Genomic DNA, 21,457 nt, shown 5'->3' on the forward strand with positions numbered 1-21,457 from the left:
AGTTTGTTTAAGTTTGTTCTTTCATATCAATAAGTAAATAAATCACTAATTCAGTAATTAATGATTACCCAGGAACAAATAACTGCCGATTACAAACAGATACAGGACGAAATATGCGCTGCCCTTGAGGCTTGCGATGGTGTGGCAAAGTTTGAGGAAGAACTGTGGGAACGCGATGGTGGCGGCGGTGGCCGTACCCGGATTATTCAAAACGGTAATATATTTGAAAAGGGCGGGGTAAATTTTTCGGCTGTGCATGGCGAGTTACCGCACACCGTAAAAAAAGCCCTAAATGTAGAGCAGGACGATTTTTTTGCCACCGGCATCTCTATTGTTATCCATCCTAATCATCCTATGGTGCCCATTATTCACATGAACATCCGGTATTTCGAGATGCCTTCGTCATTCAATAACAGCACGCCGCCGGTACGCTGGTTTGGGGGTGGGATAGATCTTACACCGCATTACGTAGTAGAGGATGACGCGCGTTTTTTCCACCAGCAATTAAAAACCATTTGCGACCAGTTTAACGCCGACTTTTACGAGCGCTTTAAGATCTGGGCCGATAATTATTTCTACATAAAACACCGGGACGAAACCCGCGGCATTGGCGGCATCTTTTACGACCGGTTAACCGCTAACGATGATATTACCTGGGAGGAGATATTTGAATTCTCAAAAGCACTTGGCAGAACGTTTGCGCCCACCTATATAGAACTGGTTAACCGCAGCCGCGATAAGCAATTCAACGACGACCAAAAACAATGGCAATATCAGCGCCGCAGCCGTTATACCGAGTTTAACCTGGTTTACGATGCCGGTACCAAATTTGGCCTCGAAACCAACGGCCGTATCGAATCGATATTGATGAGCCTGCCGCCAACGGCCAAGTGGGTGTACAACTACCAGGCGCAGCCGGGCAGCGAGGAAGAAAAAACCTTATCGCTGTTAAAAAAAGGCATTAATTGGGTTTAGCAATGAAAAGAATTTTAATCGCATTTTTATTGATAGTTGTTGTAGTTGGATTCAAAGTAGATGATAGCTTGCAAGGCAGCTGGCAATATTGTGGCGGCATTTACAACGGCAAACCCGAAGCCGCTTCAAAGGATTATACCCTGCAACGCAATTACGACGCTGCCCATTACAGCGCTTTGCTTATAGAGAAGGGACAGCCACCCTACAATTACGAGCGTGGCGATTACAGGCTAAATCAGGACACCTGCATGGAGACTCAAACCTTCAACGCCGAGCCATCTAAACTGTTAAACGTCACTATCAAATATCAGTACAAAATAAAAAACGACACGTTAACCTTTAACGGCGTATTGCCAAATGGCACCGTAGTGCTCGAAAAATGGCGAAAAGTTAAATAATTTGAACAGGCTGTAACCCGTTTTTTAAAAGTTGGGTCATAAGGATATTATGAAACAACTTAAACCAATCTTATACATCCTGATATTTGCGCAAAGCTATTGTTTTGCGCAAAGCAAAGCGCCCTCTGCAGCAGAGCAGGCCCTGTTTCAGAAATTGACAGACGTTTACAACACAAATGATTCTGCAGCATACAGCAAATTTTACAGTACTCAACTTACTGATCCTAAAAAGATAGCCGACAACGTTCGCCAGATGCAAAGCGAGTACCGTTTTGGTAGCGGCAAGGTGATGTTAAAAGCCATTAAACATGTTTCGGCTACCGAAACGGAGCTAATCTTTAAAACCGTAGCTTACGGCTCGTGGCTAAACTTTTTATGGGTGACAGATTCGGCAGGGCATTTTAAGGAGCATCACATGCGCCCGGTGCGCCTCGGTACTAATTTTCTGCAAGCCGGAACGCTAACGCAAAAACAGATCCTCGATTCCGTTGATAGTTACATCCATCATCTTGTGGCACAAAACGTATTTGCCGGCAATGTCATTATCGCTAAAAATGGCAATATGCTCTATAACAAATCATTTGGTAACAATCCGTCAGGTAAGCCAAACACTGTTAACGAGCAAATTGGGCTGGCATCAATGGGGAAACTTTTTACCACCATCAGCATACTACAACTCGCCGACAGGGGTAAACTTAGTTTAAACGATAGTATGGGTAAACTTATGCCGCAATTGCAAAACAAAGCATTAACAGGCATAACAGTTAAACAACTTTTAACGCATACCTCGGGTATGGGCGATTACTTTGAAGACCCCGCGTACGACCCAATGGCCAACAAGCAATTTAATAAGTCCGATATTTTACCGGCTATAGAAAAAGATAAACCACATTTCGCGCCGGGTAAAGGCTTTAGGTACAGCAACACAGGTTTTTTACTTTTAGGCCTTATTATAGAAAGGCTATCCGGTCTCGATTTTGGCACATACGTGCTAAACAATATTTGTAAACCCGCCGATATGACGGTAACCATGCCTGACGGTGGCGCAGGCGGCGGAACTTCAACCGTAACAGATATTTACAAGTTATCTAAAGCAATAAAAAACAACGTATTACTTAAACCCGCAACCACCGCCATGTTTATGAACGAGCATGTAGGGGAGTGGGGCCTGGGCCAGGAGTACCAGCAATTGGGTAACGAATTTATTACCGGCCACAGCGGTGGTTTTATAGGCATCTGTACCGAATTAAACATGTACCATAAAACAGGTTATACGGTTGTAATATTGTCTAACACCGAACCCCCATTCGGCCATTTCCTGTCAGATAAAATTAAGGAATTGATTATTAGAAAGTAATGTTTACCCCGGCAGTTACCAAAAGCCAAACCCGCACAGGTTTGGCTTTTTTTATTTAAAGTAAATGTTCATTTGAGGTATAATTCAACTAATGTTTTTAAGCCTTTTTGAATGTGCAAAAGCTGCATAATGTTAGTAAAAAACGCTGCTTTTTGAGTATATTTTCTTAAATTCGCACGTCGTATAAAAACACTTTTTTTACACGCACTTACTGTTAAGATTTTCCACTAAGAAAAACCAATGGCTGAAGAAACCGAAAACGAGAATTCGCACCAAGAAGACAGAATAATTCCGATAAATATTGATGAAGAGATGCGGGCCGCTTACATTGATTATTCAATGTCGGTTATTGTATCAAGGGCATTGCCCGATGTACGCGACGGTTTAAAACCCGTTCACAGGCGTGTATTGTACGGGATGCTCGACCTGGGTTTGGCAAACAACAAACCATATAAAAAATCGGCCCGTATTGTGGGCGAGGTATTGGGTAAATATCACCCGCATGGCGATACATCAGTTTATGACGCCATGGTACGTATGGCGCAGGACTGGAGCTTACGTTACCCCTTTGTTGAAGGGCAGGGTAACTACGGCTCGATAGATGGCGACCAACCCGCGGCAATGCGTTATACCGAGGCTAAGCTGCAAAAAATTGCCGAAGAAATGCTGGCCGATATCAATAAGGATACTATTGATTTTCAGCTGAATTTTGACGACTCTTTACAGGAGCCAACCGTATTGCCTGCAAAATTCCCTAACCTTTTGGTTAACGGCGCATCGGGTATTGCAGTGGGTATGGCCACTAACATGGCACCGCATAACTTAACCGAGATTGTTAATGCTACTATCGCGCTTATTGATAATCGCGAAATAGAGGTTTCGGAACTGATGACCTATGTTAAAGGCCCCGATTTCCCTACCGGAGGTATCATTTATGGTTACGAAGGGCCGCGCCAGGCTTTAGAAACAGGCCGTGGCCGTGTAGTGATACGTGCCCGTGCCGAGATTGAAACTTACGGCAGCGACCGTGAGCGTATAGTTGTTAGCGAGATACCATACCAGGTGAATAAAGCGCTGATGATTGAGCGTACTGCCGAACTGGTTAACGAGAAAAAAATTGAAGGTATATCTGCCATTCGCGATGAAAGTAACCGCGAGGGTATACGTATAGTGTATGAGATAAAACGCGATTCAAACGCGGCTATTGTACTTAACAACCTGTACAAATATACCGCGCTGCAAACGTCTTTCAGTGTAAACAATATCGCGCTGGTACATGGCCGCCCAATGCTGCTTAATTTGAAGGACCTGATCCATCATTTTGTTGAGCACAGGCACGAGGTGGTTATACGCCGTACCAAATTTGAGTTAGCCGAGGCCGAAAAGCGGGCGCACATCTTAGAAGGTTTGTTGATAGCGCTTGATCATATAGAGGAAGTAATTAAACTTATTCGTGCGTCATCAACTCCTGATGAAGCCCGCGAAGGCTTAATGAGCCAGTTTGGGCTTAGCGACATACAGGCTCGCGCTATTCTGGATATGACCTTAAGGCGTTTAACCGGACTGGAGCGCGATAAGATCCGCGACGAGTACGATGCCTTAATGAAAACTATCGAGTACTTAAAATCAATACTTGCTGATGAAGGCCTGCGTATGCAGATCATCAAAGACGAGCTGGCAGAGATACGTGAAAAATACGGAGATGAGCGTAAAACCGAAATGGTACACTCATCTGCAGAGATGCAAACCGAAGACTTTATTGAAGATGAAGATGTAGTTATCACCATTTCTCGTGAAGGTTACATCAAACGCACCTCGTTAACAGAATATCGCCGCCAGGGCAGGGGTGGTAAAGGATCAATTGGCAGCAATAGCCGCGATGCCGACTTTATAGAGCACTTGTTAATAGCAAGTAACCACAATTACATGCTCTTCTTTACCGAAAGCGGGCAGTGTTTCTGGCTTAGGGTGTTTGAAATACCGGAAGGTACGCGTACTTCTAAAGGCCGTGCAATCCAAAACATCATCAATATCCCTAAAGAAGAGAATATTAAAGCTTACATCAAGCTTAAATCGCTTAAGGATAAAGAATACCTGGAGAACAACTTCATTATTATGTGTACCCGCAAAGGTGTTATCAAAAAAACATCTTTAGAAGCATACTCCCGTCCGCGGGCTAATGGTATCAACGCCATCAACATCAACGAGGGCGATTCGTTACTTGAAGCAACTTTAACAACAGGCAGCAGCGAAATAGTAATGGCGCTTCAGTCGGGCCGTGCAATACGCTTTAACGAAAGCACCGTTAGGCCAATGGGCCGTACGGCTACAGGTGTACGCGGTATTAGCTTAGATAGCGATAAAGACGAAGTTATTGGCATGATAGCTATAGACGATAAGGAAACAACCGTACTGGTTGTATCTGAAAAAGGATATGGTAAACGTACTGATATTGAGGATTATCGTGTTACAAACCGTGGTGGTAAAGGTGTAAAAACCCTTAACATAACTGAAAAAACCGGAAACCTTGTTGCTATAAAAGGTGTTACTGATAAAGAAGATCTGATGATCATCAACAAGTCGGGCATTATTATACGTATGGCCATAAGCGAATTACGTACAATGGGCCGCGCCACACAAGGGGTTAAGTTAATTACCCTGAAAGGTAACGACGAGATAGCATCGGTAGCTAAAGTTGAGCACGAAGAGGATGAAGAACTGGAAGAAGCAGTTTTAGCAGAAGCGGCTGAAGATAAAGCCATTGCTGATGAAACTGATGCTGATATACTTTCGGAAACCCCGGATGCGCCGATTAAATCAGACACCGATATTGACACAGCTGAAGCAGACGATGAGCCTGCCGATGATGACAAAACCGAATAATAAATGCAAAGCAAAAAGATCAGGTTATTGATTTTGGCGTTGTTTACTACATCTTTTGCCTTTGGCCAGTCCGAAGCGTTAAAGGTTGTAGTAAACAACCTTGCTTTTTATAAGCAAAAGGGAGATCTTAAATTTTTAGCCAATGCCAAAAAATCTGCGGACAGTTTGGTGGTAACAAAAAAGGACTCTGCGGACCTGGAAAAGAATGTTTACCGTATAATTGTAAACTCAAGCATTCTATATACCGATTCGCTTAACAAATTAAATCAGCCCGAAACATTCCTGCCACAAACTGCCGAATTACTTGATAAGTTTCAGGAAAAGAGCAGGATATATAAATACCAGGCCGAACTTGATTATGCTAAGCGATGCCTGGCAAATGCCTATATCCGTAAAGGTTTTACGTTAACCCGTAACGGCGATTTTAAGAACGCTGTAGGCTGTTTCCAAAGCGCAAAAAAATATGCTCCGGGCTATAAGCAGGTAAACGCGTATATAGCATACGCCAGCAACAAGCTTGGCAATTTACAGGATGCTGCCAAATACTACTCGAACCTTATAAGCACAGATAGCACAAAACTAGAATACCTGGCAACCGCTTCAACCATTTACAAATCATTAGGCGACACGGCAAAAGCTTTACAAATTGTAAAAAAGGGGAGAAGGCTGTTACCACAAAACAAACAGTTGTTACAGGACGAGGCAAACATCTACAATAACAAACGCGAGTATAAAGCGTTAGAGCCTTTGATACCGTCTTTAATTGATAACAACCCCAATAACCCCGAAATAACTTTTGTAGCCGCAAATTGCTACGATAATTTAAACCAATACGATAAGGCAGAGTCTTTATACCTGCGTGCTATCGAATTAAATAGTGTTTCTTACGAGCCGGTGTTTAATTTAGGTTTACTTTACTTTAAGAAAAGCACACTTAAGGGTAATAATGATGATAAAAATATAACAAGTGCTATATTGTGGCTTGAAAAAGCCAACGAAATGTTACCGAAGGATAAAAATTGCCTTGAACTATTGCAGTTAGCCTATACCAAAACCGGGAATCAGACCCAGTTGGATAGGATTAACAACCGGTTAGAACAATTAAACTAATACACTATATTTTATGGCTGATCAGTAACGGCTGTAATTAAACATTACCAATTTAAAACACTGTAGAATGAAAATTAAATTTCTAATTCTTGGCCTTTTGAGCCTCGTTACCGCAACAACCTTTGCTCAAAAAAGCGACATCAACAACGCGCAATCCGAATACGAAAAATTTGAAAGCTTAAGGTCACAACCAATATTGGCTATCCCAAGTTTAAAAAAAGCAAAAGAGTCTATAGATAAAGCCGCTGCCAACGAAAAAGCCGCTACTATGCCGCAAATGTTTGCTGTAAAAGCTAACGTTTACGCTACACTTGCCGAATTAGATTCGGTAGCTACAACCTCGTTACCATTGTTTACCACCGCTGCTGAAGCCAATGCTAAAGCCAAAGAATTGGATTCAAAGGGCGAAAACAAAAAACTAATAGATAACGCCAACATCGTGTTAGCCCGCTATCAGTTGAATAAGGGTGTAAAAGAATATGAAAGCGGTAAATATGACCTGGCTTACAAGTCGTTTGATTTTTTCCGCACAGTAATGCCAGAGGATACTAACGCTATACTATATACAGGTTTAGCCGCGTTAAACTCTAAAAACTATCCTGCTGCAATCACCAATTACAGCAAGTTGGTTACCACAAAATACTCTAAAGCAGAAAACGCTTACAGCGACCTTGTTGGTATTTACTTGGATAATAAGGATACTACCGGTGCTATAAAAGCTATTGGCGAAGGCTTGGCTAAATATCCAAATAACGCTGCGTTAAGAAGGACCGAAATTGAGATAAGCCTGCAACAAGGCAAACAAAAAGAAGTGCTTGATAAAATTTTGAGCGCCCAGGCTAATGACCCTAAAAACAAAAGCCTTTACTATTATGCAGGCTTGGTATATTCAAACTTAGGTGATGCTGCCGGGCAAAAAATCGCGAAGGCACCGGCTGCAAGCAAAGCAGGTTTACAAGCTACAAGAGATCAAAATTTTGCTAAGGCAACAGAAATGTATAAAAAGGCGCTGGAAATAGATCCTAATTATTTTGAGGCTAATCTAAACATGGGTTACATTATTATATCGCCTGCGATAGAAATATATAATGCCGCAAATAAATTACCAACCAACCAACAAAAAGCTTATGATGCAGCTATGCTAAAAGCAAACGCGCAGTTTGACCTTGCTAAACCATATTTGTTAAAAGCTGTTGAATTGCAGCCAACATCATACGATGCTTTGAATAACCTTCGTACATATTACCAGGGTAAAAAAGATAGTGCTAATGCAGCTAAAGTTACCGCGCAGATAAACGCTTTACAGAAAAAATAATTCCTCATAGAGGAGGCCAATAATAATATCCCGTGCAATACACGGGCTATTATTATATTTAATTACTTAACATAATGTTAATTATGTAACAAATATTAGAGTGTGAATAAGTTCTTATTTATCAGTTAAATCCCACATCAAACGTTATATGTCACTCTCATAACATATTTGTATTGCTGACGTAGATTCCGTTACGATAAATATCTAAACTTGTATAAGCAATCACAAAAACTATGGACTTACAACTAAAAAACAAAATAGCATTGGTAACAGGCTCAACCGCCGGCATTGGTTATGCAATTGCTAAGTCATTGGCAGCCGAAGGCGCTACGGTTTATATTAACGGCCGCGATCAAGCCAAAGTTGATGACGTTGCAGAAAAGTTAAAAGCAGAAACCGGCAACCAAAACATCAAAGGCATTGCAGCGGATTTTAGCGACAAGCAGCAAATAGAAAATTTAATTTCGCAGTTACCCGAGGTTGATATCCTTGTAAATAACGTGGGCATTTTTGAACCAAAAGAATTTAAAAACATCACTGATGAAGATTGGTTAAGATTTTTTGAAGTGAACGTTTTAAGCGGCGTGCGTTTATCACGGGCATATTTTGATAAGATGCTGGCTAAAAACTGGGGCCGAATTATATTCATTTCAAGCGAATCGGGCTTACAAATACCCGAGGAAATGATCCATTACGGTACTACCAAAACCGCGCAAATAGCTGTTGCACGCGGATTAGCCGAGCTAACCAAGCATACTAACGTTACTGTCAACACCGTATTACCCGGCCCAACCATGTCTGAAGGTGTTGGCGATTTCGTTAAGGCCCTTGCCAACGATCAGGGCAAAACCAGCGACGAAATTGAGACCGAATTTTTTACCCATATGCGCGGTACATCATTAATTAAACGTTTTATTGAACCTGCAGAAATTGCCAGTATGGTTACTTACATAGCCAGTCCGCTTTCAGCAGCAACAAACGGGGCCACCTTGCGTGCAGATGGCGGCGTTATCAAATCAGCGTTTTAAAACTATATCTTATAAACAACAAAGCCCGGGCAATTTGTCCGGGCTTTGTTGTGAGATATCAAGAACCTGTTACATAGGTTTCTTAGTAGTATCTTTTACGGTAGTATCTGCTTTTGCAGCAGTATCTGTAGTTGATGCAGGTGCTACAGCAGCTGCAGAATCGGTTTGAGTGCTATCGCTGCCGCCTGTTTTTTTCTCTGAGCTACAGCCTGCCGCTATCGAACCGATCATTGTCGCGACTAAGGCGAAACTTAAAATTTGCTTTTTCATAATGGATATAATGTTAAAGTAAGTGATTAAAATGTTCGTCAGTTTATAAAACTCCTAACAAGCAGGTTTGTTTAAATAAACTTTTATTAACTGTGCAAAGGCTGTTCCAAGTTATATGCTTTAAGGTAAATAATGTCAAATTAAATCAACAATTGCCATAAACTAAGCGTTCTGAACCATATTTTTCTGATATTTAACGGTGATGACTGTATCAGAACGCGCCTTAAAATGGATCATGTGCCTCTACCCTCCTCTCTTATTCCAGCGGATCTGGGTTGTTGGTTTTGATAAGGGTTTCAGAGGTGTTAACGTAAAGGTTTTCAAGAGTTTATTCAACAAAAATTATAACGGGTCGATATTTGGGGGAACAATTTTTGCTGCCGCCGATCCCTTTTACCCTGTTTTGTTCGACAGGGTCCTTAACACACATGGCAATAAACTTAAGATCTGGTCAAAATCATCAAGGATAGATTTTTTAAAGCCGGCCCACTCCTCTTTATCGTTTTATATCAAATTAACCGATAGTGATATTGAGATGGCTTTGAAAGCGTTAAATACAACCGGGAAGTACGAAAACGTTTTCCCGATAGCAATTTATAACACTAATAACGAAGTTTGCGCGCACGTTATGAACGAGGTTTATATACGCGACCTTAATTTTACACCAGCCAATATTAATTAAATGGCCACATTTATGAACGACGAGGCCTTTATTAAAAAAGGCTATCAGATCTCAACCGATAGAACTTTACTGGATTTTGACGCGATATTTAACTATCTTGACGGGGAATCGTATTGGGCAAAAGGGATACCGCCGGATAAGTTAAAGAAAGCCATAGCGCATTCCTTATGTTTTGGCATATATAAAGATGGCCGGCAAGCCGGTTTTGCGCGTGTAGTGAGTGATATGGCGACATTCGGTTACCTGTGCGATGTATTTATACTGCGGGCGCACCGCGGGCTTGGGTTATCTAAATGGCTGGTGCAAACCATTATGGCCCATCCCGATTTGCAGGGATTGCGCCGATGGTCGTTAGCTACGCTGGACGCCCACGGGCTTTATAAGCAATTTGGGTTTACGCCAATTACTTTTGCCGAACGATGGATGCAGGTTTTCACGCCTTATATACCAGATTAAGAGGATTTAAAATGAATTTAAAGCGACAGATTTTTGAGGGCGAAGGCGTATCACTTGATTTTAAGAAAACCATCACCAGCTGCGAAAAAATTGCCAAAACAATGGTATCATTCGCTAATAATGTAGGCGGCAGGCTGCTTATTGGCGTACTTGACGATGGTACTATAAAAGGTGTTAAAGCCGAGGATGAAGAACGGTACATGATTACAAAAGCTGCTCATTTCTTTGCCCGTCCCGCTTTAGAGCCCGAGTTTGAGGAGGTTTATTTTGACGGCAAATTGGTACTTGTGGTGAATATTCCTGAAAGTACCGAAAAGCCCCATTACTCGCTTGCCGAGGATGGTAAATGGTGGGTGTACATACGCGTAAAAGATAAAAGCGTGCTGGCCAGCAAAGTGGTAGTTGATGTGCTTAAACGATCTGCGGATGATAAAGGCGTACTCATTGAATACTCATCAAAAGAAAAAGCCCTTTTAGAACACTTGGACAAAGAAGAGCGTATCACCGTTAAAGAGTTTTGTAGTTTGCTAAACATAGGCCGCAGGCGTGCGCAACGCATACTGGTCGATCTGGTTTTAAGTGGCATATTGCGTGTACATACCACCGAAAAAGAAGAGTTTTACACAGCCTCCTGATTTACGGGGCTATTCGTTACTTTTGCTCCCCCGCAAATAAATGAAAGCCCTCTATCAAAAATATCAATTTTTCTATCGCGATAGCTTAAAGCTTGCTATACCTATTGTATTATCGCAAATAGGCCATACACTGGTGCATTTTTCAGATACTATAATTATTGGGCAATTTGCAGGCACTATTGCCCTTGCGGCGGTTTCGTTATCTATCAGCTTATTTATCGTACCGTTTGTAATGGCATTGGGCATTAGCTACGGTATTACACCGCTTATTGCACAACATAACGGCCGCAAAAATTATAGCGAATGCGGCAGATTGTTGAGCAATAGTTTGGTGCTGAATGTTGTAACAGGAGTTGTACTATTCTTCATATTTTATGTGGGTGTAGAGTTTTTCATCGGGAGGCTTCACCAATCACCGGATGTTGTTTTACAGGCAAAACCGTTTTTAATATTGCTGTTATCATCATTAATGCCTTTAATGGTGTTTAATACCTTTAAACAATTTGCCGAAGGCTTGGGCTTTACCCGGCAGGCCATGTACATTACCATTGTAGGTAACGTAATTAATATTTTAGTTGGGATAGTTTTAGTAAAAGGCATGTTCGGTATCCCCCCTATGGGTATAAGGGGGGTTGGGTACAGTACCCTTATCGATCGCTTTTTAATGGCTGCCGCCATGTGTTTTTATGTTTTCAGGTCGCCAAACTTTAAAAGTTACCTGTCTGATTTTGCTTTTAAGAATATTGATAAAAGCAGGATAAAACAACTTTTGAAAATAGGCATGCCGGTAGCCATGCAATCCACATTCGAGGTAAGCGCGTTTGGCGGGGCATCTATCATTATCGGCACCATTGGTTCGGTTCCGCAGGCGGCCCACCAGATTGCACTTAACCTGGCAAGCATGACCTATATGATGGCTGCCGGCATTTCGTCGGCATCGGCTATTCGGTCCGGCAATTATTTTGGCTCCGGCGATCATTATAAACTCAGGTTATCAGCAATATCAAACTACCACATTGTAATTGTATTTATGTGCTGCACGGCCATCATATTTACCCTGCTAAACCAGGTATTACCATGGATGTACACATCAGATAAAAGCGTTATACATATTGCAGAACAGCTACTTATAGTTGCAGCGTTTTTCCAACTATTTGACGGTACCCAAGTTGTGGGGCTGGGAATATTGCGCGGAATGGGCGATGTTAAGATACCAACGGTATTAACTTTTCTATCGTATTGGGTTATTGGTTTGCCGGTAGGTTACCTGCTGGGGATTGTACTTGGCATAGGGGTAGTAGGTGTTTGGTTTGGCCTGGTAGCCGGGTTGGCGTCGGCATCATTGATGTTATTTCTACGGTTTCAAAAGATCAGTAAAAGCAACAACCTTATGGTTGTTAACGATCTTTAAAAGTACAGATCATTTGCCACCCTGTAGGTATTGCAATGTGCTTCTACAATATCTTTAATTTGCGGCGAGTAACCACCACCCATGCTTACCTGCACCGGGATGCCGCGGGCTTTGCATTGTTCAAATACAAAACGGTCTCGTTCTTTGCAGGCCTCTTTAGATAAGGCGAGTTTACCCAGTTTATCCGAATCTAAAACGTCTACCCCTGCCAGGTAAAATATAAAATCGGGTTTATGGCAATCTATCAATCCCGGTAAAGTATCATATAAGAGCTTTAAATAGGCTTCATCCTCTATGCCATCATTCAGCGGGATGTCAAGGTCAGATCGTTCTTTCCTGAACGGGAAATTCTTATCCCCATGCATCGAGAAGGTGAAGACCCGCGGTTCATTCTCAAAGATCTGGGCGGTGCCGTTACCCTGATGCACATCTAAATCAACTATTAAGATACGAGTGGCTAACTTGTTATTTAATAAATAGTTAGCTGCTATTGCCTGGTCGTTAAGCATACAAAAGCCCTCGCCCCAGTTAGTGCCGGCATGATGCGTGCCACCGGCTACATTAAATGCTACGCCGTATTTAAAAGCGTAATGGCAACCATCAATAGTACCCTGAGCTATCCTTACCTCACGTTCTATTAGTTGGGCGGATAATGGGAAACCGATGCGGCGCTGTTCTTTTGGTGGCAAAGTAAGATCGCGCAGTTGTTGCCAGTAACCTTTATCGTGGGTTAACAGGATGGTTTTTTCATTTGCAGCTTTTGGCGAAAACAGATTTGCCTGTGTGATAATACCTTCGTGCATCAACTGGCCGGGTATCAGTTCGTACTTAAGCATCGGAAAACGGTGCCCCGGTGGCAATGGGTGCGCATATATCGGGTCGAAAGCTATCTTAAGCATAATGTGCTAAGCTGCAAATATCTCCCCTACATGCTTTTCGATGTTCTCGCAGATGTTATCTAACGGCAGGTCGTTGGCATCGTAACCAAAAGGATCTTCTATCTCTTCGGCTATCAGTTCGATGCTGGCAAAAACAAACAGTATAAAACCGATGATAGGCATGATGAAGTATTTAAGATCGAATGCCCAGGTAAAGGGCAGCGTTATGATATAAGTAAAGATGAATTTTTTGATAAATACACTGTACGAAAATGGTATCGGCGTTTTACGGATACGCTCGCAACCACCACAAAAATCTGTAAATGAAGTAATTTCGGCGGTTATGCTCACCAATTGCTCCGGGTTTATCTGCCCTTCTTTATTTAAACGGTAAACCTGCTTAATAATGGCGGATGCAATTTGGTTAGGTACATGTTTATCGCCATTCGTAGGTAATATAGCCTGGTCGCCGGGTTCATATTCATCCCGCAGATGGTCACGGAGCGAGCGAGCGTAAAGCGGTATAGCGTAATTGAAAAAAGCGGCGTCCTCATCACTAACAAGGTGCTTAAGCTTTATGGCAAGGTTGCGGCTGTTATTGGTAAGGCTTCCCCATATTTTACGGCCTTCCCACCATCTGTCATAAGCGGAATTGATACGGAACGCCAGTAACAACGAGAACACGAAACCAATAGTTTGATGAACGTATATAACCTTACGCAGAATGCTGGTTTCTTCCAGCTTAAATACATCCATCAGCAAAAATGTAACCGCGCCGGCGTAAATACTAACAGACAGCATTAACGGAAACAACTCACGCAGTGTATCAGCCTTATTAAACCTGAATATAAGCGCGAACCAGCTCTTGGGGTTATAGTGTATCATTTTATATTATTTAACAGCGCCAAGGGCTTTAAAAAGTGTTTGGGCGGCTTTGTATACGTCGATATAAGAATTATAAAGCGGCACAGGGCTCAAACGGATAACATCCGGTTCGCGCCAATCGCCAATTACGCCATTTTGGGCCAGGTAATTAAAAATAGTCCTGGCGTCGCGTTTACAAACTACGGATAGCTGGCAACCCCGCTGGTTTTTTTCTGTTGGTGTGATGATCTGGTACACATCTTCACCATATTTATCATTTACCCGGCCTATAATATATTCAAGGTAACCGGTGAGCATTTCGCTTTTTGCGCGGAGAGACTGTAGTCCTCCAGCTTTTTCAAAAATATTAAGTGATGCGCGATGCAGGGCCATCAAAATAATGGGGCTGGTGCTAACATTCCAACCCTCCGCCCCGATCTCGGCCTCAAAACCCGGTGCCATTAAAAACTGTTTATCTTTTCTGTAGCCCCACCATCCCGCGAAACGGTTTAGTGAAGTATCATTAAAATGCTTTTCGTGCACAAAGATACCGCTGATACCACCAGGGCCCGAGTTCATGTATTTGTATGAGCACCAGCAGGCAAAATCGGCCTGCCAGTCATGTAATTTCAGTGGCACGTTACCGGCGGCATGCGCAAGGTCGAACCCAACAATAGCGCCGGCTTCATGCCCGGCTTTGCTTATAGCTTCCAGATCAAAGAACTGGCCTGTATAGTAGTTTATCCCGCTGAACATTACCAGGGCGAGTTCATTGGCATTATCAGCTATCTGTTTCAAAATATCTTCGGTAGGTAAGGTCGTTTCCCCGGGGCGTGGGGCAACTTCAATTATAGCTTCTTTAGGATCAAAGCCATGAAAGCGCACCTGGCTTTCCATAGCGTATTGATCTGAGGGGAAAGCGCCTGCTTCCATCAAGATCTTAAATCTGTTACCTGTTGGTTTATAAAAACTTACCATCAGTAAATGAAGATTTACTGTAAGCGAATTCATGACCGTTATCTCGGTTTCTTTTGCGCCCAAAATATTTGATAACGGGCCAAGCAGCAATCTGTGATATTTGAGCCATGGCTCATTTCCAATAAACCAGCCTTCTACCGCGTTATCTTCCCACGCATTTAACTGCTCTTGTATGTAGTTTTTGGCCGACTTAGGCTGAAGCCCTAAAGAATTGCCGCAAAGATATATGGCGGGTTCGCCGTTATGTTTTGGTATTAAAAAGTCATCGCGAAAGGCTTTTAAAGCATCCTGCTCATCAAGCTGATGCGCAAATTCTAAAGTGTCATGATAGATCATCAGCCAATATTACAAAAAAGCTGCCTTATCTGTTTTATTGTAATTTCAACATCGTTTCATTATAAGCTTACAGATGGTTATTTTAGCATTAAAAATTACAAATGTTAAGATTTATTAAAAAATATTATCTGGCAACGTTTGCCGGCTTTTTTGTTGGCGCGCTAATAAAAGAGCTGCTCACCAAATCGGATAATAGTTTTGCTAAAAATTTATTAATAGCATTAGTTACGGCATTTGCCGTAAGCCTTATAGCAGGCACGCTATTCTATTTTAAAGATACCAGGTGGGGGCCCAAAACACGGGGTAAGCTGTTTAACAAAAAGCCATTTACAGACCTGTTTATGGCCGGCTTCAAACAACATGACGATGTTCTGGTGGGTGTTGTAAACCGATATACTGTTATAGTTAATTATACCTGGCCAAACGGAGTTTCTGCTATCGCGATAAATGTACTCTTCGATAGCGCAGCATCTAACCTTACCAAGGATCGCATAACCGAAATAAGGATACGGCACAAGTTTAAGTTAAAAGGTTTGCTTAATCAGGAGTATATGATGAAGGATGGGGTAATTGGCTGGATGCTAACTTATAACTTTACCCTGCCAAAGTATGAAGAGATCATATCTGTTGCCGAAGGCATGATTGAAGTATTGAAATTAGAAGGCTTAAAGCCAGTTGAATGCAATAAAAATGAAAAGCCAAACCTTGTTGCCGGAGAAGTAACAAGCTTTGGCTTCGCAGGGTAATTACAGATCTATCTTGCCGTGTTTACCTTCGTCGTACTGTTTGCCGGTCAGGCTTGCTTTAAGCATGTTAAATAATACAACCATACTGCTGCTGCTGCTATCCCAGTATTCAGCATCGGTAGGTACAACTTTTAAAAGGGTAAGTTTTGGATCGTCCAATCCTTCGGGGAAGAATGCCTTGATGAATGGGTTCCATAATTCTTTCATTTTCGCTTTATCATCAACCAATGATGCTTCGGCTACAATGCTTAGGTAGGTGTGGTTTTTAACATCAGAATAGGTTAACGAAACGGTATTTTCTACCGAGATCTCGCTGGCCTTTGGCGAGTATTCATTGGTGAAGAACCATATATTTCCTTCTTCGTCAATATCGGCAGTGCCCATTGGCCTGCTGTTAAAACCCTTTTCTTCGTTATATGTGGTAAGCATTGCTGTTCTTACCTCGTTCACTTTATCCTGTAAGTATTTCAGGCTTTCTGTCTTTGACCAATCGCTGCTCATCTTATGTCTTTATTGTTAAGTTAATATGAGCATTAAACCAACAAAGAAATTATTTGTTGGGCTTGCTCACATAAATATTTCCTTTTACATAAAAACGATAAGGCAGCAAGGCATCATTTCCCGCGTAATCAACGCCTATACGCGGTCCCGCGGCCACTTCTTCATTTGAAAATGTTAACCCCCGGTCTTCAATCCATATCACATCACTTTGTAAAGTCATGGCGTTTATCTTGCGGGAAATGCCCAGCGCTTTAGCAACCGAGCCGGGACCCTTTGTGATGTTGGGCTTTACTATTTCCATATTGCGCCGTAACATCATCACATCCAATCCGTCAGTGGGGTGTACAGCCCTTATTAAAATAGCGTGCGGGTGTCCCTCTCCTGATACCACAACGTTAAACATCTCGTGAATACCGTAACAAAGGTATACATATGATATCCCGCCCTGCATATACATGGTTTGGGTACGGGGTGTAACTTTGCCGCCGTAAGAATGGGCCGCTTTATCATTAACGCCAGCATAGGCTTCTGTTTCAACAATGTATCCGCCGGTAAGCTCACCATCAATATTGGTGAACAGGTATTTACCTATCAGGTCGCGGCTAAGGGCAACAACATCGGGGTTATGGTAATAACTTTCGGGTAATTTCATCTAAATAATTAGTGAATTAGTGATTTCTTCACAGGTAAAAACACTAATGTGGAACATCGCCTATTTAAGAATATTGGCTAACAAAGCGTTTACCTCATCGGCCCTGTCAAACACCATAATGTGCGTACCGCCTTTTATAACCGTTGTAGGGTTTTTAATGTTTTGATAAGGAAAAACAAGATCGTTATCACCAATTATGTGATAGAGGTTTGGTACCTGCACATCATTTCGCCAGTACAGCAACGCCTGCATGGCCCATTTTATAAATACCGGCGATGAGTTACGCAGCATGCTTTTAAATATGGCCATATCGTCGGGTTGCATGCTGCCAAACATAGCCCTTGCCAGGAAACCAAGGCGCGTCATGAATTTGCCGGGTATAGCTTTGTAAACAGGCATGTTCCTGAACACTTTAAAATACCACGGGGCTTCGCTATCTGTCTTGATGCTCGATATCAATATCACCTTGTTAAGCTTAACCAGCTTAGCGATCTCAACAGAGATCATCCCGCCCAGGGATACGCCAATTACAATTGAATTAACGCCTATATCATATTGATCAATAATGCGTTGCGCGTAAGTTGTTAAAGTATCTGCGGGTGTAGGTAATAACCAATCTGTGGATATTATTTCGTAACCGGCAGGGAATTTGATTTTTGTAAATAAACGGCGGTCGGCACCGAGGCCGGATATTAAATAAACCTTATGCATTGAATTTAACTAAGCCGATCACCTCGTTTAAATATCTGGCATCTGTTTCATCAAACTCATTCAGCTCAGCACTATCCACATCCAGCACACCTATAACTTCGCCACGCGAGAACAAAGGCAATACAATTTCTGAACGAGATAGTGAGCTACAGGCAATATGACCAGGAAACTCTTCTACATCGGGCACTATCAGCGTTTCGGCCTTAGCCCAAGATGTACCGCATACTCCCCTGCCTTTAGCAATGCGCGTGCAGGCTACCGGCCCCTGAAACGGGCCTAAAACCAGTTCATCCTGCTTAACCAGATAAAAACCTACCCAGAACCATTTAAACTGTTCTTTTAAGGCTGCTGCTACATTAGCCAGGTTTGCTACCAGGTCTGTCTCGCCGTCAAGCAAGGCCGCTATCTGCGGGATAAGCGATCTGTATTGTTCCTCTTTACTTGTTGATGTTGTGATTTGTAAGTCCTCTGCCATAAAGCAAATGTAATATGCCTGTGTTGAAAGTAAATAAGCCAAATCTCATATTTAATATTTTATTTTCGCAGCAACATGATCGTTAGCCTCACCATAATACGTTACCGCAAAGCTTTTATACCATTTGCCCTGCTGGCCATGGCTGTACACCGCCTGCCTATGATGCTGCAAAACGGTTGCAGCTTTTGGAAGTTATTAGGCAGTGGGCGCAACGGCACTTTCGACCTGCAACCTGACTGGCAGCAATGGGGATTGCTGGCCGTATGGGATGATCGCGAAGATTACGAGCTTTTCGCCAAAAAATCCTTTGTAAGCAAATGGTGGCGAGCCTTGGGTACCGAAAACTGGACAATGTTATGCATACCTGTACAAAGCCACGGTAAGTGGGATGGTAAAGAACCATTCGGAAAAGCCGATGGTAAGATTGACGACGGCCCTATGGCTGTACTTACCAGGGCTACCATTAAAATGAGCAGATTAAAAAACTTTTGGTCGCATGTGAATGAGGTAGCTAACCTGATGCTTGATGCGCCGGGATATATCACATCCTTTGGCGTTGGCGAAGCACCTGTTTACCGGCAGGCCACATTCTCAGTTTGGGAAAGTATGGAACACATGAAGGCTTTTGCTTACGGCAGTAAACAACACGCAGAGGTTATCAAAAAAACACGCAGCGAAGGCTGGTACAGCGAAGAACTGTTTGCCCGTTTCCGCATTATTGAAAAAACGGGAACCATTAACGGGAAAGACCCGTTGAACGGGCTCTTAAAATAATAATTTACACCATGAGGATCATTGCAGAATTACCCCACCCCGATTTTAAAATATCTATCCTGAGCATGAACCAAAAGTTTATTGTGAAGATTGAACAAGGCACCCTTGAACAAACCTATAAGATTCCCGAAATGGATCTGACGGAAGGTGTAAACAGCGTTTTTGAATTGCTTGATGAAGACTTTTTGAAAACCGTTTCTGCTCGTTTTATTGAAATGGGAAAGGACTACAAAGATGCCTATTACAGGTACAACTATTAGCGAATATAAACTATATAAATTCTTGTAAAATAGCTACTTATGTATTTATAGTTCATTGTACAAAATTATATTTGGCACGCTTTTAAGTATAAATTGAATTTTCGAAAAATTTAAACGTTTATCGCTTCACAATAAACGTGTAAATAAGGTATATAAAATATTGAATGTAAGTAATTTATGAATTATAAATTATCCTCACGAAATTTAATTTGGCTAAATTTAATACCAAATTAGGTAATTGTATACCTTTATCACGGGATACGATTTTAAACACAAGACTGCAATCGCAGCCTTGTTATTTGTTGTTTCCCATGAGTTCGTCTACCAGCATTGGTACCCCTATCGTAGCTTTATAAGGCATTTCTATAACGCGTTTATTGCCTACCGTTGGTAAATTGGGGTCGATGATATATTTGGTAACATCGCGCGGCACATAGTTGATCAAACCGGCCGCCGGGTACACCGCGAGCGAGGTGCCGACAAGGATAAACACATCAGCTTGCGAGCAGATCTGCGCGGCGGTTTCTATCATCGGTACGGCCTCACCAAACCAAACCACATGCGCCCGTAGTTGCGAACCTAATTCGCACGTCTCCCCCATCTTTAGTTCCCACCCATCTATCGGGTAAGTAAGGCTTGCCTTAACGCTGCTTTGCGATCGTGTGATGATGCCATGCAGATGCACCACTTTAGTTGAACCCGCGCGTTCGTGTAGGTCGTCTATATTTTGGGTAATGATGATTACATCATATCTTTCCTCAAGCTTTGCCAAAGCAAAGTGCGCGGCGTTTGGCTCAGCCGCTAAAACCGATTTGCGGCGCTGATTATAAAAATCCTGTACTAATGCCGGATCGCGCTCCCATGCTTCGGGCGTGGCCACATCCTCAATATTATATCCCTCCCACAGCCCATCGCTGTCTCTAAATGTTTTTAAGCCGCTCTCGGCGCTTATCCCGGCGCCTGTGAGTACTACTACTCTTTTCAAATTAATTATTGATTTAATGAGTTATTGATTTAGTGATTGAAGAAGTGTCTGAACTCGAATTTATGAAATCAATGAATTTATCGAATATTTATTTGTGGTTATTCTGTGAATTCCGAAATTCTTCAAATCCAAGTTCACACCCCATAAAAAAAGCGGTTAACCTTTGGCCAACCGCTTTTTTGTAAATTATCATTGCCTTACAAAGCCAGTTGCTTTTTGCCTTGCAGGGCGGTGTATTTGCTTTTCGCCAGTTCGAAACCACCAAAAAGGATGGCGCCGTAAATGGCGTCGGCAATTAACATGTTAGTTTCAAACGGGTAAATGGCTTTTACCAGTAGCGTACCGTAATTTGCCCAGGTGTTTGCTATGCCATAAACGAAGGGCAGGTCCATTACCAGCCAGTGTATCAATACAGCTACTATTGATGCAGCCGCAACGTTTAATACCGTTACCTTCTTGATAAAGGTACCAACAAACGTCATCAGCATAAAACAGCCATACATATATAACGAGCTACTGTAAAACGTAAACTTACCTGCATACATATAGTTAACCGCAACATCGCTTATTAAAAGCAGTAGTAATGGCACCAGGTAGGCTTTCCATTTATCGGTAAAATAGGCTCCGCCAAATATGGCCACAGCGCCAACCGGGGTAAAATTACTTAAGGCAGGCACCTGCGTATTTACAATGCGCATGGCAATGGCCGCAACCACCATCAGGATAAGTACAGTTGTACGGGTATTTGTATTTTGTATCGACATATTTAAATTATCT

At 42.3% G+C, this 21,457-nt stretch carries 24 protein-coding genes; 14 read left to right on the forward strand and 10 right to left on the reverse strand.

What is annotated here, in order from left to right; all coding sequences use genetic code 11:
* Positions 1-60: 60 nt before the first annotated feature.
* The 7 genes from hemF to ACFQZI_RS08655 all read left to right on the forward strand — a co-directional run bounded on the left by hemF (position 61) and on the right by ACFQZI_RS08655 (position 9,066).
* On the forward strand, positions 61-975 hold the full coding sequence (hemF, locus tag ACFQZI_RS08625; RefSeq protein ID WP_377141166.1) for an oxygen-dependent coproporphyrinogen oxidase: 915 nt from the start codon (positions 61-63) through the stop codon (positions 973-975).
* A 2-nt stretch (positions 976-977) separates the two neighbouring features.
* Positions 978-1,373 (forward strand): hypothetical protein, encoded by a 396-nt coding sequence (locus ACFQZI_RS08630; protein WP_377141169.1) that lies wholly within the window; start codon positions 978-980, stop codon positions 1,371-1,373.
* Positions 1,374-1,422: 49 nt separating this feature from the next.
* On the forward strand, positions 1,423-2,730 hold the full coding sequence (locus ACFQZI_RS08635) for a serine hydrolase domain-containing protein (RefSeq protein ID WP_377141172.1): 1,308 nt from the start codon (positions 1,423-1,425) through the stop codon (positions 2,728-2,730).
* A 240-nt stretch (positions 2,731-2,970) separates the two neighbouring features.
* Positions 2,971-5,613, forward strand: coding sequence for a DNA gyrase subunit A (gene gyrA / locus ACFQZI_RS08640; RefSeq protein ID WP_377141175.1), 2,643 nt, complete (start codon positions 2,971-2,973; stop codon positions 5,611-5,613).
* Positions 5,614-5,616: 3 nt separating this feature from the next.
* Positions 5,617-6,723: a tetratricopeptide repeat protein gene (locus tag ACFQZI_RS08645; RefSeq protein WP_377141178.1), complete on the forward strand. Its 1,107-nt coding sequence runs from the start codon at positions 5,617-5,619 to the stop codon at positions 6,721-6,723.
* A 67-nt stretch (positions 6,724-6,790) separates the two neighbouring features.
* Positions 6,791-8,038 carry a tetratricopeptide repeat protein gene (locus ACFQZI_RS08650; RefSeq protein WP_377141181.1) on the forward strand — a complete coding sequence of 416 codons (1,248 nt, stop codon included), beginning with the start codon at positions 6,791-6,793 and terminating at the stop codon, positions 8,036-8,038.
* Positions 8,039-8,271: 233 nt separating this feature from the next.
* Positions 8,272-9,066: an SDR family NAD(P)-dependent oxidoreductase gene (locus tag ACFQZI_RS08655; RefSeq protein ID WP_377141186.1), complete on the forward strand. Its 795-nt coding sequence runs from the start codon at positions 8,272-8,274 to the stop codon at positions 9,064-9,066.
* A 69-nt stretch (positions 9,067-9,135) separates the two neighbouring features.
* On the opposite strand, the gene ACFQZI_RS08660 is transcribed toward ACFQZI_RS08655, so the two are convergent.
* On the reverse strand, positions 9,136-9,336 hold the full coding sequence (locus ACFQZI_RS08660; RefSeq protein WP_377141189.1) for a hypothetical protein: 201 nt from the start codon (positions 9,334-9,336) through the stop codon (positions 9,136-9,138).
* Positions 9,337-9,538: 202 nt separating this feature from the next.
* On the opposite strand from ACFQZI_RS08660, the gene ACFQZI_RS08665 reads away from it, so the two are divergent.
* Genes ACFQZI_RS08665 through ACFQZI_RS08680 form a run of 4 tightly spaced genes read left to right on the forward strand, consistent with a single transcriptional unit; the run spans position 9,539 to position 12,520 of the window.
* Positions 9,539-10,018: a DUF4442 domain-containing protein gene (locus ACFQZI_RS08665; protein ID WP_377141192.1), complete on the forward strand. Its 480-nt coding sequence runs from the start codon at positions 9,539-9,541 to the stop codon at positions 10,016-10,018.
* Positions 10,019-10,474 carry a GNAT family N-acetyltransferase gene (locus tag ACFQZI_RS08670; protein ID WP_377141194.1) on the forward strand — a complete coding sequence of 152 codons (456 nt, stop codon included), beginning with the start codon at positions 10,019-10,021 and terminating at the stop codon, positions 10,472-10,474. It begins immediately after the preceding gene.
* Between the two features lie 11 nt (positions 10,475-10,485).
* A complete protein-coding gene (locus tag ACFQZI_RS08675) occupies positions 10,486-11,109 on the forward strand; it encodes an AlbA family DNA-binding domain-containing protein (RefSeq protein WP_377141196.1) in 624 nt (207 codons plus the stop codon).
* Between the two features lie 40 nt (positions 11,110-11,149).
* A complete protein-coding gene (locus tag ACFQZI_RS08680; RefSeq protein ID WP_377141199.1) occupies positions 11,150-12,520 on the forward strand; it encodes an MATE family efflux transporter in 1,371 nt (456 codons plus the stop codon).
* Here ACFQZI_RS08680 and ACFQZI_RS08685 read toward each other — a convergent pair.
* From ACFQZI_RS08685 to kynU, 3 genes are read right to left on the reverse strand one after another with little or no spacing between them, the layout of a single operon-like run.
* Complete coding sequence (locus ACFQZI_RS08685) at positions 12,517-13,419, reverse strand: histone deacetylase family protein (protein WP_377141202.1); 903 nt, start codon at positions 13,417-13,419, stop codon at positions 12,517-12,519. The two genes, ACFQZI_RS08680 and ACFQZI_RS08685, sit on opposite strands and share 4 nt — an antisense overlap.
* A 6-nt stretch (positions 13,420-13,425) precedes the next feature.
* A complete protein-coding gene (locus tag ACFQZI_RS08690; RefSeq protein ID WP_377141205.1) occupies positions 13,426-14,283 on the reverse strand; it encodes a bestrophin family protein in 858 nt (285 codons plus the stop codon).
* 6 nt (positions 14,284-14,289) lie between these two features.
* Positions 14,290-15,576 (reverse strand): kynureninase, encoded by a 1,287-nt coding sequence (kynU, locus tag ACFQZI_RS08695; protein WP_377141208.1) that lies wholly within the window; start codon positions 15,574-15,576, stop codon positions 14,290-14,292.
* A 101-nt stretch (positions 15,577-15,677) separates the two neighbouring features.
* On the opposite strand from kynU, the gene ACFQZI_RS08700 reads away from it, so the two are divergent.
* Complete coding sequence (locus tag ACFQZI_RS08700) at positions 15,678-16,322, forward strand: hypothetical protein (protein ID WP_377141211.1); 645 nt, start codon at positions 15,678-15,680, stop codon at positions 16,320-16,322.
* On the opposite strand, the gene ACFQZI_RS08705 is transcribed toward ACFQZI_RS08700, so the two are convergent.
* The 4 genes from ACFQZI_RS08705 to ACFQZI_RS08720 are packed head-to-tail and all read right to left on the reverse strand — an operon-like array spanning position 16,323 to position 18,661.
* Complete coding sequence (locus ACFQZI_RS08705) at positions 16,323-16,823, reverse strand: pyridoxamine 5'-phosphate oxidase family protein (protein ID WP_377141214.1); 501 nt, start codon at positions 16,821-16,823, stop codon at positions 16,323-16,325. It abuts the gene before it with no gap.
* Between the two features lie 49 nt (positions 16,824-16,872).
* On the reverse strand, positions 16,873-17,475 hold the full coding sequence (locus ACFQZI_RS08710) for a DNA-3-methyladenine glycosylase (protein ID WP_377141217.1): 603 nt from the start codon (positions 17,473-17,475) through the stop codon (positions 16,873-16,875).
* A 60-nt stretch (positions 17,476-17,535) separates the two neighbouring features.
* Positions 17,536-18,186 (reverse strand): alpha/beta hydrolase, encoded by a 651-nt coding sequence (locus ACFQZI_RS08715; protein WP_377141220.1) that lies wholly within the window; start codon positions 18,184-18,186, stop codon positions 17,536-17,538.
* Entirely contained in the window at positions 18,179-18,661 is a 483-nt protein-coding gene (locus tag ACFQZI_RS08720; protein WP_377141223.1) for a GAF domain-containing protein, read from the reverse strand. Before ACFQZI_RS08720 ends, ACFQZI_RS08715 begins: the two co-directional genes overlap by 8 nt.
* A gap of 75 nt (positions 18,662-18,736) precedes the next feature.
* On the opposite strand from ACFQZI_RS08720, the gene ACFQZI_RS08725 reads away from it, so the two are divergent.
* Together ACFQZI_RS08725 and ACFQZI_RS08730 are read left to right on the forward strand one after the other, a co-directional pair.
* Positions 18,737-19,435: a DUF3291 domain-containing protein gene (locus tag ACFQZI_RS08725; protein WP_377141226.1), complete on the forward strand. Its 699-nt coding sequence runs from the start codon at positions 18,737-18,739 to the stop codon at positions 19,433-19,435.
* A gap of 11 nt (positions 19,436-19,446) precedes the next feature.
* A complete protein-coding gene (locus ACFQZI_RS08730; protein ID WP_377141229.1) occupies positions 19,447-19,695 on the forward strand; it encodes a hypothetical protein in 249 nt (82 codons plus the stop codon).
* A gap of 295 nt (positions 19,696-19,990) precedes the next feature.
* Here ACFQZI_RS08730 and ACFQZI_RS08735 read toward each other — a convergent pair whose 3' ends face one another.
* The gene (locus ACFQZI_RS08735) at positions 19,991-20,680 is read right to left on the reverse strand and encodes an SIR2 family NAD-dependent protein deacylase (protein ID WP_377141232.1); all 690 of its coding nucleotides are present in this window, start codon (positions 20,678-20,680) and stop codon (positions 19,991-19,993) included.
* Positions 20,681-20,877: 197 nt separating this feature from the next.
* Complete coding sequence (locus tag ACFQZI_RS08740) at positions 20,878-21,444, reverse strand: DUF6580 family putative transport protein (protein ID WP_377141235.1); 567 nt, start codon at positions 21,442-21,444, stop codon at positions 20,878-20,880.
* Positions 21,445-21,457: the final 13 nt, after the last annotated feature.

It is taken from the genome of Mucilaginibacter lutimaris, from assembly GCF_042676625.1.
Lineage (GTDB): Bacteria > Bacteroidota > Bacteroidia > Sphingobacteriales > Sphingobacteriaceae > Mucilaginibacter > Mucilaginibacter lutimaris.

What these genes read in the sequence shown, in the direction of transcription:
- hemF (WP_377141166.1), top strand. Translation starts at nt 61, where the DNA reads ATGATTACCCAGGAACAAATAACTGCCGATTACAAACAGATACAGGAC.
- ACFQZI_RS08630 (WP_377141169.1), top strand. Translation starts at nt 978, where the DNA reads ATGAAAAGAATTTTAATCGCATTTTTATTGATAGTTGTTGTAGTTGGA.
- ACFQZI_RS08635 (WP_377141172.1), top strand. Translation starts at nt 1,423, where the DNA reads ATGAAACAACTTAAACCAATCTTATACATCCTGATATTTGCGCAAAGC.
- gyrA (WP_377141175.1), top strand. Translation starts at nt 2,971, where the DNA reads ATGGCTGAAGAAACCGAAAACGAGAATTCGCACCAAGAAGACAGAATA.
- ACFQZI_RS08645 (WP_377141178.1), top strand. Translation starts at nt 5,617, where the DNA reads ATGCAAAGCAAAAAGATCAGGTTATTGATTTTGGCGTTGTTTACTACA.
- ACFQZI_RS08650 (WP_377141181.1), top strand. Translation starts at nt 6,791, where the DNA reads ATGAAAATTAAATTTCTAATTCTTGGCCTTTTGAGCCTCGTTACCGCA.
- ACFQZI_RS08655 (WP_377141186.1), top strand. Translation starts at nt 8,272, where the DNA reads ATGGACTTACAACTAAAAAACAAAATAGCATTGGTAACAGGCTCAACC.
- ACFQZI_RS08660 (WP_377141189.1), bottom strand. Translation starts at nt 9,336, where the DNA reads ATGAAAAAGCAAATTTTAAGTTTCGCCTTAGTCGCGACAATGATCGGT.
- ACFQZI_RS08665 (WP_377141192.1), top strand. Translation starts at nt 9,539, where the DNA reads ATGACTGTATCAGAACGCGCCTTAAAATGGATCATGTGCCTCTACCCT.
- ACFQZI_RS08670 (WP_377141194.1), top strand. Translation starts at nt 10,019, where the DNA reads ATGGCCACATTTATGAACGACGAGGCCTTTATTAAAAAAGGCTATCAG.
- ACFQZI_RS08675 (WP_377141196.1), top strand. Translation starts at nt 10,486, where the DNA reads ATGAATTTAAAGCGACAGATTTTTGAGGGCGAAGGCGTATCACTTGAT.
- ACFQZI_RS08680 (WP_377141199.1), top strand. Translation starts at nt 11,150, where the DNA reads ATGAAAGCCCTCTATCAAAAATATCAATTTTTCTATCGCGATAGCTTA.
- ACFQZI_RS08685 (WP_377141202.1), bottom strand. Translation starts at nt 13,419, where the DNA reads ATGCTTAAGATAGCTTTCGACCCGATATATGCGCACCCATTGCCACCG.
- ACFQZI_RS08690 (WP_377141205.1), bottom strand. Translation starts at nt 14,283, where the DNA reads ATGATACACTATAACCCCAAGAGCTGGTTCGCGCTTATATTCAGGTTT.
- kynU (WP_377141208.1), bottom strand. Translation starts at nt 15,576, where the DNA reads ATGATCTATCATGACACTTTAGAATTTGCGCATCAGCTTGATGAGCAG.
- ACFQZI_RS08700 (WP_377141211.1), top strand. Translation starts at nt 15,678, where the DNA reads ATGTTAAGATTTATTAAAAAATATTATCTGGCAACGTTTGCCGGCTTT.
- ACFQZI_RS08705 (WP_377141214.1), bottom strand. Translation starts at nt 16,823, where the DNA reads ATGAGCAGCGATTGGTCAAAGACAGAAAGCCTGAAATACTTACAGGAT.
- ACFQZI_RS08710 (WP_377141217.1), bottom strand. Translation starts at nt 17,475, where the DNA reads ATGAAATTACCCGAAAGTTATTACCATAACCCCGATGTTGTTGCCCTT.
- ACFQZI_RS08715 (WP_377141220.1), bottom strand. Translation starts at nt 18,186, where the DNA reads ATGCATAAGGTTTATTTAATATCCGGCCTCGGTGCCGACCGCCGTTTA.
- ACFQZI_RS08720 (WP_377141223.1), bottom strand. Translation starts at nt 18,661, where the DNA reads ATGGCAGAGGACTTACAAATCACAACATCAACAAGTAAAGAGGAACAA.
- ACFQZI_RS08725 (WP_377141226.1), top strand. Translation starts at nt 18,737, where the DNA reads ATGATCGTTAGCCTCACCATAATACGTTACCGCAAAGCTTTTATACCA.
- ACFQZI_RS08730 (WP_377141229.1), top strand. Translation starts at nt 19,447, where the DNA reads ATGAGGATCATTGCAGAATTACCCCACCCCGATTTTAAAATATCTATC.
- ACFQZI_RS08740 (WP_377141235.1), bottom strand. Translation starts at nt 21,444, where the DNA reads ATGTCGATACAAAATACAAATACCCGTACAACTGTACTTATCCTGATG.